The 14,448-nt window shown below is 70.0% G+C and carries 9 protein-coding genes; 6 read left to right on the forward strand and 3 right to left on the reverse strand.

The features are described from left to right. Nucleotides 1-364: 364 nt before the first annotated feature. A complete protein-coding gene (locus LBW94_RS12835; RefSeq protein WP_225054310.1) occupies nt 365-649 on the reverse strand; it encodes a hypothetical protein in 285 nt (94 codons plus the stop codon). A 614-nt stretch (nt 650-1,263) separates the two neighbouring features. Here LBW94_RS12835 and LBW94_RS12840 point away from each other — a divergent pair. The 5 genes from LBW94_RS12840 to LBW94_RS12860 all read left to right on the forward strand — a co-directional run bounded on the left by LBW94_RS12840 (nt 1,264) and on the right by LBW94_RS12860 (nt 11,381). Next, nucleotides 1,264-6,075, forward strand: a complete 4,812-nt coding sequence (locus LBW94_RS12840) for a hypothetical protein (protein ID WP_255633668.1) — start codon at nt 1,264-1,266, stop codon at nt 6,073-6,075. Between the two features lie 62 nt (nt 6,076-6,137). Then, entirely contained in the window at nt 6,138-7,877 is a 1,740-nt protein-coding gene (locus LBW94_RS12845; protein ID WP_225054309.1) for a dynamin family protein, read from the forward strand. Between the two features lie 539 nt (nt 7,878-8,416). After that, nucleotides 8,417-9,244, forward strand: coding sequence for a hypothetical protein (locus LBW94_RS12850; RefSeq protein WP_225054307.1), 828 nt, complete (start codon nt 8,417-8,419; stop codon nt 9,242-9,244). Nucleotides 9,245-9,336: 92 nt separating this feature from the next. Beyond that, nucleotides 9,337-10,155, forward strand: a complete 819-nt coding sequence (locus LBW94_RS12855) for a hypothetical protein (protein ID WP_225054305.1) — start codon at nt 9,337-9,339, stop codon at nt 10,153-10,155. Nucleotides 10,156-10,541: 386 nt separating this feature from the next. After that, nucleotides 10,542-11,381 (forward strand): hypothetical protein, encoded by an 840-nt coding sequence (locus tag LBW94_RS12860; protein ID WP_225054303.1) that lies wholly within the window; start codon nt 10,542-10,544, stop codon nt 11,379-11,381. Nucleotides 11,382-11,450: 69 nt separating this feature from the next. Here LBW94_RS12860 and LBW94_RS12865 read toward each other — a convergent pair whose 3' ends face one another. Then, nucleotides 11,451-12,239, reverse strand: coding sequence for an IclR family transcriptional regulator (locus LBW94_RS12865; RefSeq protein WP_225054301.1), 789 nt, complete (start codon nt 12,237-12,239; stop codon nt 11,451-11,453). 499 nt (nt 12,240-12,738) lie between these two features. On the opposite strand from LBW94_RS12865, the gene LBW94_RS12870 reads away from it, so the two are divergent. Further along, nucleotides 12,739-13,587 (forward strand): hypothetical protein, encoded by an 849-nt coding sequence (locus tag LBW94_RS12870; RefSeq protein WP_225054299.1) that lies wholly within the window; start codon nt 12,739-12,741, stop codon nt 13,585-13,587. Between the two features lie 118 nt (nt 13,588-13,705). Here the strand turns inward: LBW94_RS12870 and LBW94_RS12875 are convergent, their stop codons facing one another. Continuing rightward, complete coding sequence (locus LBW94_RS12875) at nt 13,706-14,410, reverse strand: MspA family porin (protein WP_225054297.1); 705 nt, start codon at nt 14,408-14,410, stop codon at nt 13,706-13,708. Nucleotides 14,411-14,448 lie beyond the last annotated feature (38 nt).

Below are 14,448 nucleotides of genomic sequence, written 5' to 3' on the forward strand. Positions count from 1 at the left end.
CTACTATGCGCGCACCGCGCGGATAGCGCGCGGCCGTTCCGGGATCCGGCAGCGCGGCGGGGACCCCTCACGTCCACGCCGCGGCGCCGCATCCCACCTCGCCGTGGCGGGCAGTGGTCCTGATCCCAGTTGTTGAGACTGGAAATCATTGTCGACAAGGTAGCAGCCGGGAGGTGCGTGCCCCGCACCCACCCTGCGCACTCATCCCGCGCGTCCCGCGCACACCCGTCCCGCGCGGCGTGAGCCTGGCGGACCACACCGCGCGCGGCATCCCGCCTCACCCCCGCACCCACCCGTGCACACCTCGGCGCGCGACGCCGATTCACAAGGGGCCGAGGCAGGTTCGCGCCCAGAGCGGATCGATTCAGTCGGCGGCGCGGTGCTTCTCGACCCAGGCGTCGGCGAGTGCCTTGGCCTCGCCGACGTCGCGCGCGGAGGACTCGCGCAGCATGGTCCCGTCCGGGCGGGCGACGCGCCACGCGCAGGTGGTGCCGGCCGTCGCCGTCACCCGTGCCAGGTGTTCGCCGTAATCTTTTGCCAGACAGGGTGATTCGGGCGAACCGGCGATTTCCCAGCCGTCGGCGGCATCCTCCGGGCCGATCGGCGCCACCGGCCGCCTGCCCTCCCCCGCCTCCGTACCGCCGTTCACCGCACACCCCCTCCACGGCCCGCCGGGACCCGTTCGATTGCCTGTGCCTTGCATTGTGCCGCAACGTGTTTCCGATGTATATCGGTCATCGCACTTCCGCCACCACACCGGCGCCGGTGCGTCCTCTTCGCGACATCCGGCCGTGACGCCCGAACCGTCGGACCGTCACGCCCCACCGTCCACCGTCGCAATCCGCGCGCCACCGGGCACGGGTGACGGCGATCGGTTCGTGATGGGCGAATTGTCCGGCGAAAAACCTGGGACCTGCACTTATGGCCGAACGTAGGTATCATTGCGGTAACGGTGATGCCGAGGACACACTATCCCGGCGGTCCGATCGCGGCTGCGACGCGACCGGGTACCGATCGCGTGTCGCCGTACCGCGAATGTGCCGACCGGTCTCAGCCAGGGGCCTGGGTGCCGACGTCTGGCAACCCCCGAATTTCACGGGCGGGAGTCCGAGCGTCCGCTGTGAGGCCGGTGTGAGCACTCGGCTTACTCACAGACTTCTCCCATGTACCCACCAGCCGGTGATCGTAACTTCGCTGGCAGGGATGGCGATACAGCCCACATAGGCGATTGTGCCGATTGAGACTAGGAAAGGCAGTTCCACCATGGCCCTCGGCAACAACCTCGGGGAAGAAACGGTCTTCGGACTCGGCAACAGCCCGGCAACCGACACGACCGACGACATTCACGCCGCCGCGACCCCCCACCTCGGCGCCGAGGCGGCCTCCGCCCTCGGGTCGGGCACCGGGCTCCTGGTCGGCAATGTGGACACCGTGGACGCCCAGTCCGGCGCGGGTGTCGTACCCACCGCCGACGGCCTGAGCTTCCAGGCCGGCGAGCAGGTCAGCGCCGTGGACGCGCACGGCTTCGCCGCCGGGGTCGCCACGCCGCTGGGCAGCGCGTACGCCAACGGGGAGCAGAGCCACATCCTGGATCAGCAGAGCCACATCGGCGTCACCCCGGGCCTCACCGCCACCACCTTCGACGCCGGCCAGTCCACCTACGTCGCCGACCACAGCGCGGCCGCCGAGGGCCTGTCCACCCCGTTCGGCTCGGCCTACGACGCGAGCGAGGCGAACCACGTCGACGCCGAGTCCAGCCATGTGAGCAGCACCACCGGCCTGTTCGGCTCCGAGTTCGACGCCGGGAACTCCACCCACGTCTACGACGAGACCGCGCACGCGGCCGGCGTCTCGACCCCGTTCGGCAGCGCCTTCACCAGCACCGAGGCCGACCACGAGGCCGATCACAGCGCCGACGTGCACACCGCCGTCTCCCCGTTCGGCACCGAGTTCGAGGCCGACCGCAGCGACCACGTCGCCGACCACAGCTCCGCCGCCTCCGGATACGTCACCCCGTGGGGCAGCGCGTTCGATTCCGACGAGCAGACCCACGTCGCCGGCGACAGCGTGCACGTGGCCGGCGAGGTCACCCCCTTCGGCTCCGAGTTCGACGGCACGCAGTCCGCCTACTCCGAGGACGACAGCCGCCACGTCAGCACCGGCAACGGCCTGTTCGGCGGGTACACCGACGTCGACGACCGCCACAGCGAGGCCGACCAGCAGCACAGCGCGCATTCGGTCAACGGCGTGTTCGGCTCGGCCTACCAGTCCTCCGACATCGGCCACTCCGAATCCGACGATCTGCGCATCGCGGACCAGCACGGCCTGTTCGGCGGCTCCGAGTCGATCGACGCCGGACATCACGAAGCCGATGCGTACCACGGCGTGACCGCGGTGAGCACCCCCTTCGCCGCCGCCTCGGAGACCGTCGACCGCGTGCACGGCGAGGACGACACCTTCCACGAGGACCACGGCGCCGGCCTGTTCGGCAGTTACAACGACGTCGACGCCGCGCACAGCGAGTACGACGACCAGCACGTCACCCACGTGGTGAACACGCCGCTGGCCGCCGGGTACGAGTCGGTCGACCAGTCGCACACCGAATCCGACACCTTCCAGGAGAGCGAGCGGGCCGGCTGGCTCGGCAGCTCACAGACCATCGACGCCGGGCACCACGAGGCCGACGGCTACCACGCCGTCGACATCGTCAACACCCCGTTCGGCTCGGCCGAGGACACCGCCGACCGCGTCCACGTCGAGAACGACACCCTGCACCAGGACAGCGGCGCCGGCCTGTTCGGCAGCTACAACGACGTCGACGCCGCGCACAGCGAATTCGACGAGCAGCAGCAGAGCCACATCGTGAACACCCCGTTCGGCGGGTCGTACCAGGCGGTGGACCAGGTGCACGCCGAATCCGACACCTTCCAGGAGAGCGAGCGGGCCGGCTGGCTCGGCAGCTCACAGACCATCGACGCCGGACATCACGAGGTCGACGGCTACCACGCCGCCGACGTCACCAGCACCCCCTTCGGCTCCGCCGGCTCCACCGCGGACGCCGTCCACGTCGAGAACGACAGCCTGCACGTCGACCGCGGGGCGGGCCTGTTCGGCAGCCACGAGACCGTCGACGCCGCGCACAGCGAATTCGACGACCAGCAGCAGAGCCACTTCGTCAGCACCCCGTTCGGCGGGGCCTACGAGGCGATGGACCAGTCGCACGCGGAGTCCGACACCCTGCACGAGTCGACCGAGACCGGCCTGTTCGGCATCGGCCACCAGACCATCGACGCGTCGCACGACGAGGCCGACGGCTACCACTCCGTGCAGGCCGTCAGCACCCCGTTCGGGTCGGCCTCGCACACCGTGGACGACACCCACGCCGAGTCGGACGCGCTGCACGTCGACGACAGCACCGGGCCGTTCGGCTCGCACTACGAGACCGTCGACGCGAGCCACTCCGAGTTCGACGAGCACCAGGTCACCAATGCGGTGAACACCCCCTACGGCTCGGCCTACCAGAGCGTCGACGAAACCCACGCCGAGACCGACACCGTGCACGAGACCGACGGCTCGCTGGGCACCTTCGGCCCGAGCTTCCAGACGGTCGACGAGCACCGGGTGTCCGAGGACAGCGTGAAGGTCTCCGGCGGCACCTCCTCCGGATTCGGCGGCAACGGCGGCTCGCTCACCGCGACCCAGACCGAGACCGACGACATCCACTCGGTCAGCGGCTCGCTGATCCCGGGCGGCCCCGGCTTCTCGGCCACCATCGAGACCAGCGTGGTGCAGGACAGCGTGGCGGCCAACGGCGGCCCCGGCATCCCGGTCGGCGGTTCGGCGGGTGTCGAGGTCGGCGTCAACATCGGCGGCGCCAACTTCGAATTCGGCGTCAACGTGGGCGGCGGGCTCGGCACCGGCCTGGGCGGCGAGCACGGCGGCTTCGGCGGTCAGGAGGGCCTCGGCCTCGGCAACACCGTCTCGCACAACGGCCCCGGCTTCGGCGACCAGAACCACGGCGGCTTCGGCCAGACCGGCGCCGGGGGCGGCTTCGGCCAGGACCACGGCGGACCGGGCCAGGGCGGCTTCGGCCAGACCGGCTTCGGCGGCCAGGATCACAACGGCTTCGGCGGGCAGAACCACGGCGGCTTCGGCGATCAAGGCCACAACGGCCCCGGCTTCGGTCAGACCGGCTTCGGCGGCCAGAACCACGGCGGCTTCGGCGGCCAGGGTGGCTTCGGCGATCAAGGGCACAACGGCCCCGGCTTCGGCGGGCAGGATCACGGCGGTTTCGGCGGCCAGACCGGCTTCGGCGGCCAGAACCACGGCGGTTTCGGCGGGCAGGATGGCTTCGGCGGCCAGAACCACGGTGGCTTCGGCGGGCAGGGTGGCTTCGACGGCCACGGCCAGGCGCCGACGGCCGACTGGGGTCACGCGGGTTCCGCGGTGGGCATCGGCGGCGGGCTCGGAGCGGGCGCGAACCTGGGCGGTGGCCACTTCGGCGGCAACGTCGGGCTCGGCGGCCAGGCCGGCGGCGGCTTCCAGGGCGGCGATCGGCCCGGCACCGGCGGCCACGACACCAACGGCCACAGCACCGGACAGGCCGGCTTCGGCACGAACACCGGCGGGCACAGCTTCGACCACGACGGCGGGTCCGGGCGGTCGGAGGTGTCCGATCGCGATGGCCGGACCGGCGCCGGTAACGACAACGACGGCCGCAACGGCTCGCACGACAACGACGGACGCGGCTCGCAGGATGTCCGCGCCGGTGGTTCGGCCAACGGCGGTCAGCCCGGCGAGATCCGGCCGACCTCGGTCAACGGCAACGCGGGCGGTTCGGTCAACGGCAACGCCGGTGGCTCGGTCAACGGCAACGCCGGTGGCTCGGTGAACACCGGGTCCGCGGATGCGCGGCCGGTCTTCTCGCAGAGTTCGACGGCGAGCACCGCGGACAGCGCGGCGCACAACGCCGGCCTCTCGGCGAACCTGGCCACCAGCACCTCCACGGGTCTGGGCACCACGTCGAGCGCGCTGGGCCAGTCGGCGCTGGGTCAGTCGACCACCGCGTCGGTGGCGCACGCGAGCACGGCCACCACGGTGGCGGCCACCGACGCCTCGGCGACGGCGGCGGCCGCGCAGCCGGTGATCGCCACTCCGGTGGCGGCGTCGACCTCCAATGCCGCGACGGCCTCGCTGAACTCGACGGTCACCCAGGCGACCAACACCGATGCCCGCGCGGCGGCGGTGGTCGGCACCTCGACCACCGGCGCGGGCCACACGGCCAACCCCACCGGCACGGGCACCACCGGCAACACGGGCACCGGCTCGACGGCCACCACCGGCACCACCCACACCGGAACGGGCACGGCCGGAACCGGAACCACCGGAACGGGTTCCACCGGAACCGGCTCCACGGCCACCACCGGGACCACCCACACGCCGACCACCACGACGACCGATGGCTCGCACGGGACCACCACGACCGGCACGGCGACCCCGGGCGCGACCACCGGATCCACCTCGACCGATCCGAGCACCTCGCACTCGACCGGCACGACCACCACCGGCAGCACCGCCACGACCACCAACGGAAGTTCCGCTCCCAAGGCCGATCTGGGCGGCAGCAACAACAGCGGCGGCGGCGGCGTCAGCTCGCACACCAGCGACAACGTGACGCAGTTGCAGCAGGGTTCGAGCACCGCCGGCGCCACCGGCGGCACGACCTCCGGGTCGACCAGCACCGGGACCGATTCGCACAGCACGTCGGGCACCAGCTCCTCGACGGGCACCGGCGCCGCCACCGGCGGCGCCGCCCCGACCACGAGCGCGGGCTCGGCGAGCACCGGCACGCACACGGATGCGACCGCGGGCACCGACAGCGGCCACTCGGCCGCCGCCACCACCGCTACGCACACCGACGTGACGGCGGGCACCAGCGGCACGACCGACCACAGCCTGACCGACTCGCACTCCAGCGGTCTGTCCAGTGGTCTGACGTCGGGCACCGAGGCGACGACCAGCGCGCATCCCACCACGGATGCGAGCCACGACTCGAGCACCCTTCTCCAGCACTGATCAATCCCCCGGTCCGTCCCGTCGCCCACGGCGGGACGGACCGGCCGAAAGGACTTCCACTCGTGAGCGCCCCTGCACTGGTCGGCAAAGTAACCGACACGACGGCAACGATGATCGAGATCCTCAGCGAACTGCAATCGGTGACCGACGCCGTCGGCCGCACCGATCTGTCGCGACGGCTGGCCGCGTCCACCCGCCGCGTCGGCGACGACCGGCTGCGGATCGTCGTCACCGGTGAGTCCCGGGCGGGGCTCAGCTCCATTGTCAATGCCCTGGTCGCCGCGGACGTCTCGCCGGTCGGCCAGCACACCCCGGCGCCCGCGGTGATCGAGCACGGCGAGCGGGTGACCCGCACCCCGGCCCGCCGCGACGCCCTCACCACCGTCACCACCCCGGCCGAACTACTGGCCGCGGGCATCGTCCTGGTCGACACCCCCGGCCTGAACGGTGTCGAATCCCGCAGCGCCGCGGCGACTCTGGATCTGCTGCCGACCGCCGACGCGGTGCTGTTCGTGACCGATGCGGCCCGTGAGCTGTCCGCCGCGGACGTCCGCTATCTCAAGCAGTTGCAGGCCGGCTGCGCGGTGGTCGCGTGCGTGATCAACAAGATCGACGCCAATCCGCGCTGGGCCGATGTGCAGCGGGCGAACCGCAAGCTGCTCACCGACGCCGGGCTGGATCTGCCGTTGCTGCCGGTGTCGGCGGCGACGCATCGCGCCGGCCATCGCGACAGCGACAACGGGAAGATCGTCGAGTCGGGCGTCCCGCAGCTGACCGGATACCTCCGCGATCATCTGCTGGGCCGGGCGGCGCTGCTGGCCCGGGAGTCGGTGATCAACGATGTCCGCGTGGTGTCCGATCAGGTGACGCTGGCGTTGAATTCGGAGCTCACCCGATTGCAGGACCCGCAACGGGATCTGGTGGCCCGGGCCAATCTGGAGCAGGCCCGCCAGGCCGCCGTCGCGTTGCGCAAGCGCACCTCCAACTGGCCCTACGCCCTCGGCGACGGAGTCACCGAACTGAACGTGGCGGTCGAGCACGATCTGCGCAACCGGTTGCGGGCGTTGATCCGCGAAGCCGAGCACGACATCGCCAAGGCGGATCCGAGCAAGCGGTGGGCGCAGTTCAACACCTGGCTCGACGACCGGATCAACACCGAGTTGACCGAGAACTTCCTGCTCGCACAACGTCTTTCCGTGGAGCTGGCGGGCACGGTGGCGAGCCGGTTCGCCGACGAGGAGCGGCATTCGGTACCGCGGATCCGCATCGCCGACACCACCGGCGTGCTGGACGGCTACGGTCAGCTCGAAGAGTTGGAGAGCGCCAAGGGTTCGGTGCCGCAGCGGGCGGTCAGCGCGCTGCGCGGCTCCTACAGCGGCGTGCTGATGATCGGCGTGGCCACCACGCTGGCCGGTCTGGCCCTGGTCAACCCGTGGTCGATCGCCGCCGGTCTGCTGCTGGGCGGGCACACGGTGTGGGAGGACGTCAAGAACATGAAGGCCCGCCGGCAGTTGGAGGCGAAGATCGCCGTCGGCAAGTTGATGGACGAGGTGTCGTTCCAGGTGGGCAAGGAGTCCAAGCAGCGGCTGCGCGAGGTACAGCGCACCCTGCGCGATCATTTCACCGAGGTGGCCGAGCAGCGCGCGGCCGTCGCGGACGCCGCGATCGCGGACGCCGCGCGGGCGGTCGACCAGCACGAGGGCGACCGTCGCGATCGGGTCAGCGCGGTCGCCGCCGATCTGGAACGGCTGCAACGGATTCGGGTCCGGGCCGCCCATCTGGTCGGCGACGGCGCGGCATAACAACCTGTCGGTATCACCGCATCGAGGCCCCCGCGGATAGCCGCGGGGGCCTCGCCGTATCCACCCACTCCGGCGCAGAAGTAAATCATCTGTTCGACCGATAGGTTGCCGATGAAAGCCGCACACGGGCACCGTAAATTGTCGATGAATAAATTCCGACGGCGACAACACATCGCCGGTGCGTTCCCGAGGTCACTCACCAGGGGTTTCGATTCGAATCGGCTATCGCCGTACCGGGAGGAGTCCGGTCGCCGAATGCCGGACCAGCGCTTATCCTGCGTAGAAGGCGTCGATTAGGGTGAGCTGGATGACGTTACCCACGGTCGCGCACTGCCGGATATCGGTGACCGTGAGCTGACGGTAATCCCTCGCAGAGGTGTACAAAGATTTACCACGAGGTGTCACGTTCCGTTCATGAATCATTCACTGTGAGCTAAATCTTGACTCGCGCTCGGTTGCCTGGGAAGGTCCGTACTGCGCTGTGTCCGTAGGGCTCGGCGCAGGTCTCACGCAACATTTAGAAGCAAGAGGTCCCACTGATGAGGAAATTCGCTGCTTATGCAGCACTGACCGTCGGCGCTGTCTGCGTCGCGGCCGCTCCCGCCTATGCCGATCCGGCCGCTCCGGCCGCCCCGGCCCCCGGCGTCACCGTGCAGGACGGCATCGTCCACGTCCCGGCGACCCAGACCCTCGATGTCGAGGGCGTGCACTACACCATGTCGCGCGACGGTGATTCCGTGGTGCTGTCCAGCACCAATGGCACCTTCCAGACCGTCGGCACCAGCCTGGTCGTCACCAACGCCAACGGCGAAGGCGTCGACTCCATCCCGCTGACCTACCGCAAGGACGCGACCGAATTCCCGATCGCGGCCCAGATCAGCGACAACACCGTCCGCCTCACCCCGGACACCAAGGCAGAAGACGGCAAGCCCGTCGAGCACCCGCTCAGCGCCAGCGACATCGCCGATGTCAAGCCGCTGACGGCCCAGCAGATCACCGAGTCCTTCACTCCGCGTGACCAGCAGGAACTCTCCGCCTTCGGCTCCCGCGCCACCATCTCCTCCGCGACCGGCGCGGCGATCGGCGCCATCATCGGCGGCGGCCTGGGCTGCGTCATCGGCGCCGGCATCGTCGGCACCATCTCCGGTGCCGTCAGCGCCCTGCTCGCCGGCCTGCCCGGCGCGGTCGTCGGCTGCGTCGCCGGTGCCGCCACCGTGGGAACCGTCGGCTCGCTGATCGGTTCCGCGCTGGTCACCGGTCCGGTCCTGCTGTGGTCGGCCTACCAGTACTTCAGCACCATCACCTCGCCGTGCTACGGCCCCGGCACCTACTGCGTCGACCCGGCCCAGCCGGCTCCGCCGAAGTAAGCACCGCTGGATGAACCGATGGGTATCCCGACTCGGGATACCCATCGGTCCCTGGTCTCTGTTTTCTCGACCGAAAGATCAAGGTCCCCCACATGCTGAAGAAGCTGACCGCCTCCGTCGCCCTGACCACGGCCGTCATCGCCGTCGCCGCCGGCAACGCCCAGGCCGATCCGGCCCCGGCTGCCCCCGCGCCCGGTGTCACCGTGCAGGACGGCATCGTCCACGTCCCGGCGTCGCAGACCCTCGAGGTCGGCGGTGTCCACTACACCCTGTCGCGCGACGGTGACTCGGCGGTGCTGACCAGCACCGACGGCGCCTTCCAGACCGTCGGCAGCAGCCTGGTCGTCACCAACGCCAACGGCGAAGGCGTCGACTCCATCCCGCTGACCTACCGCAAGGACGCGACCGAATTCCCGATCGCGGCCCAGATCAGCGACAACACCGTCCGCCTCACCCCGGACACCAAGGCAGAAGACGGCAAGCCCGTCGAGCACCCGCTCAGCGCCAGCGACATCGCCGATGTCAAGCCGCTGACGGCCCAGCAGATCACCGAGTCCTTCACTCCGCGTGACCAGCAGGAACTCTCCGCCTTCGGCTCCCGCGCCACCATCTCCAGCGCCACCGGCGCGGTCATCGGCGCGATCCTCGGCGGCGGCCTGGGCTGTGTCATCGGCGCGGGCATCGTCGGCACCATCTCCGGTGCGGTCAGCGCCCTGCTCGCCGGCCTGCCCGGCGCGGTCATCGGCTGCGTCGCCGGCGCCGCCACCGTCGGTTCGGTCGGTACCCTCGTCGGTTCCGCGCTGGTCACCGGTCCGATCCTGCTGTGGTCGGCCTACCAGTACTTCAGCACCATCACCTCGCCGTGCTACGGCCCCGGCACCTACTGCGTCGACCCGGCCCAGCCGAAGTAAACACTTCGACGGCATCGACGGGAATCCTCGTCGAACAATCGAATATCAACGGGCAGACCTTCCTCGCGGAAGGTCTGCCCGTTGCCGTATTCATTGCATTCGGGCGGCGGCCCGCGCGCAGTTGAATAGTGGGTTACAAATTGCGCGCATCTCGGCCACATGTCCGATCCGAGTCTTCACGTAATTTCCCGCGAATACCTCCCGAACAGGTGTTCTGTGCACTTGCCGAGAGAAGTCTGTGAGCATTGACCAGCATTGATGCATAACAACTATTTCATTTACCACCTATTACGGAATACAGTTCCGACCCGGGCAGAGCCCATTGCTTCGGAACTACCGGACCGATGCGAAACCCTTTGAAGTCAGAAAGCAAGGTCGCCCCCTTGATGATGAAGAAGTTCACCGCCGCCGCGGTGCTTGCCACGAGTGCTGTCGCCATTGCCTCCGCCACCGCCTACGCCGATCCGGCCACTCCGGCCGCCCCGGCGCCGGGTGTCACCGTGCAGGACGGCATCGTCCACGTCCCGGCGTCGCAGGCGCTCGAGGTCAACGGCGTTCACTACACCCTGTCCCGCGACGGTGACTCGGCGGTGCTGACCAGCACCGACGGCACCTTCAAGACCGTCGGCACCAGCCTGGTCATCGCCAACGCCAACGGCGAAGGCGTGGACTCGATCCCGCTGACCTACCGCAAGGACGCGACCGAATTCCCGATCGCCGCGGACATCAGCGACAACTCCGTGCGGCTGACCCCCGACACCAAGGCCGAGGACGGCCAGCCGGTCAGCCGGCCGCTCACCGCGCAGGACATCGCGGGCATCCAGCCCCTGCAGGCCCAGCCGATCACCGAATCCTTCACTCCCCGTGACCAGCAGGAGCTGTCGGCCTTCGGCTCCCGCGCCACCATCTCCTCCGCGACCGGCGCGGCGATCGGCGCCATCATCGGCGGCGGCCTCGGCTGTGTGCTGGGTGCGGGCATCGTCGGCACCATCTCCGGTGCCGTCAGCGCCCTGCTCGCCGGCCTGCCCGGCGCGGTCATCGGCTGCGTCGCCGGCGCCGCCACCGTCGGCACCGTCGGCACCCTGATCGGTTCCGCGCTGGTCACCGGTCCGATCCTGCTGTGGTCGGCCTACCAGTACTTCAGCACCATCACCGCGCCGTGCTACGGCCCCGGCACCTACTGCGTCGACCCGGCCGCGCCGGCCGCGCCGGCGCCGGCGCACTGAATCGGATCGCTCACCCGCGGGCGGGCCGCTCTCCGGAGCGGCCCGCCCGCGGCGCGTTCGGGACCCGGCTCACGCGGTCAATGTGTCCGGCAGGCCGGTGCGCGCGGCGCCGGTGTCGCCGAGGGCCCGGCCGATCCGCGCCCCGGCGGCCTGTAGCGGCGGCACCACCGGCCGGATCGCGCCGACGTTCGGCAGCACCACCGACAGCGCCGCCACCGTGCGGCCACCGGCGCCGCGCACCGGTACCGCGAGCGCCGCGGCCGCCGGATCCGGGCATCCGGCGCAGTGCGCGACACCGGTACGCCGGACCTCGGACAGCAAGCGCCGCAACGCCTTCGGATCGGTGGCGGCATTGTCCGCGGCGGCCGGCAGCGGGGCCGCCAGCACCGCCTCCCGGAGTTCGGTGGGCGCGGCGGCGAGCAGCACCAGCCCGGGCGCCGACACCGACAGCGGCTGCCGGGCACCCACGGTGGTGACATTGCGGATCGCGCCCGGTGCGCTCAGCCGTTCGACGCACAGCACCTCGCGCCCGGACCGGACACTCAACTGCACGTGCTGACCGAGTTGGGCGAGCAGTTCGGTCATCATCGGCAGCGCGGTCGCGCGCAGTTCGTTGACCGGCGCGGCCCGCGCCACCAGTTCCCAGATCCGCATGCCGAGGCGGACCCGTTTGTCCGCGTCCCGGCACAGCCAGCCGTATTCGATCATCTCCGTCACCATCCGGGAGGTCGACGGCAGCGGAATCCCGGTGCGATCGGACAATTCAGACACCGTCAATGCTGGATGATCCGGATCGAAACCCTCGAAGATGCGAGCCACGCGGGAGAAGACCGATTCACCGTTGGAATGTCGCGCCATCAGCAGCCTCGCTTCCGTCCGGCCGCGATACGGCGACCGATCCCACCGGAAAAGTGACCTCGAACACCACCCGGGCGCCGTTCCGGTGGCAGCGCCGCCGGATTTTCTCCGGCAATCGGGCGGGCAGGTCGGTGTGATCACCGGCCGCACAGCCCCGCTCACGTGGAGCGATGCCGTTTCGCTCTCATTGATGGTAACCCCGGAAGAGGTGCGGCAAACAATCGGCCCGGTCGGATTGCCCGGGGTCCACCGCCACGAACAGTGGTTACTCGTCGGCCACGGAATTATTTCACTTCACGGCAACCTACCGGCGTTCGATTCGGTGCTGCGATGACAGAGGTCGATACGCGATGTCGCATTATCGGAATTTGTCGAATATGATCCGAGACGATCTGCCGTACCACCCTGCCCGGCTCGGCCGAAAAAAACCGTTGCGCAGCACGTTTCGCACCGACCACCCCGGAAAGCCGAGCCGACGAGAAGGATTGGAACCACCGACATGCAATTGCGCAGCGTCACAGCGGCCGCCACCCTGGTCGTGGGTGCCCTGGCCGCGACCGCGGGCGTCACTCATGCCGACCCCGCCGCCGCGCAGCCGGAGGTGCGTTATTCGGCCAAGCTGGTCGACAAGAAGGTCGTCACCACACTCAAGGACGGGACCTTCGCGCTGGCCAAGGCGCGCCGGGCGGATCTGGCCGACGGCAAGGACGTCCGGCTGACCGAGCGCGACGGCGGACTGTTCGACCCCGACGGCAAGGCCACCGCCGTGGCCGACGCCGTGGATGTGGTCGACGTCCGCGACACCGGTGGGCACACCGTCGCCACACTGCCGCTCGACGTGCACGTGGTCGGTCTGGTCATCCCGGTCGCCCCGACGGTCAAGGACGACGGCACCGTGCTGGAGTTGTCGCCGCAGCGCCCGACGGGCCTGGATATCTCGCAGCCGCTGGCCCTGAACCCGGGGGCCACCAAGCCCGTGGCCGCCCAGGCCATCGCGTCGGACGCCGAGAACCAGAAGGCGATGTCCGACTTCAGCACCAAGTTCAGCCTCGCGACCGCGGTCGGCGGCTTCATCGGCACCGCGCTCGGCGCGACCATCGGCTGTGTGGTGACCATTGCGGCGGGCTGTGTCGCCGGCCTGGTCACCGGCGCGGGCGTCGGCGGCATCGTGGGCACCATCGCCGCGGGCGGGCCGACCCTGATCGCCACCGGTCTGGATCTGGTCGGCACCATGCAGGCCGCCGACGGCACCACCCACTACGCCGACAAGCCGACCCTCCAGCCGAGCCCCGGCCAGGACGTCGCGGCCCACGGGCCCGCGAATCCGCAGCAGCAGCAAGGCCGTTGATCAGCGTACCGAACGAGTGAACGGGCCCCGAACCGATCAGGTTCGGGGCCCGTCGTCTGTGTCGGCCGGCCGGGTCGCTGCCCGCCGGGTCGCCGTGGCCGAGCGGCGGCCGCGGCCGTCAACCGATGCCGAAGGGCGCACCCCACAGGGTGACGTGCCCGGTCACGGTCGGCGTGTAGACCATGACCTCGACGAAGGCGCGCGCCTGCGCGGCGCCGCCGCAGCCGTTCACCGCGATCGTCTCGTCCTTCCACGTCACGCTGTTGTGCCCGCCCTTGGCCGAGTGCCGGTTGTCGTGCGAGTCGGCGCCGAAGTCGTCCGCCGACTCCAGGTCCAGCACGTAGAACGACTGGGCCTGCCCGGCGGTGAGGGTCAGATCGGCGGAGGCGCCGGGAGTGACCGAGCCGGACACCGACGGCTTGCCGCTGCTGTCGGTGCTCACGCTGCCCGAGGCGCTGCCGTTGACGCCCGGAGTGAATCCGTCGCTCAGGTCGACCTGGCAGCCGACCACGTAGCCGGGCCGCAGCCGGGTGAAGGCGGACGGATCACCGGCGTCGCCGTCGGAGATGTTCACCTCACCGTGGCCGGACACCCAGGCGTTGCGGTGCAGCGGGGTGCCGCCCATGGACGGGTTGATGTTCGCCGACTCGCCCGACAGCGTGACGTGCACGACGGTGCCGTCCTCCAGCGTGCGGGTGACGTCGCCGCCCGGCAGCGGGACGAAGGTGTCGGCGTCGGCCGCGCCGACGGAGAACAATCCGATCGCGATGCCCACGACCGCACCCGCGGCGGTCACGCGGGCGATGCCCTTGACAGTGTTCATGATGCTGATCACCTCGAAGATCGTTCGCCGGGCCCGCT

Source organism: Nocardia sp. alder85J (assembly GCF_020176955.2).
Taxonomy (GTDB): Bacteria; Actinomycetota; Actinomycetes; order Mycobacteriales; family Mycobacteriaceae; genus Nocardia.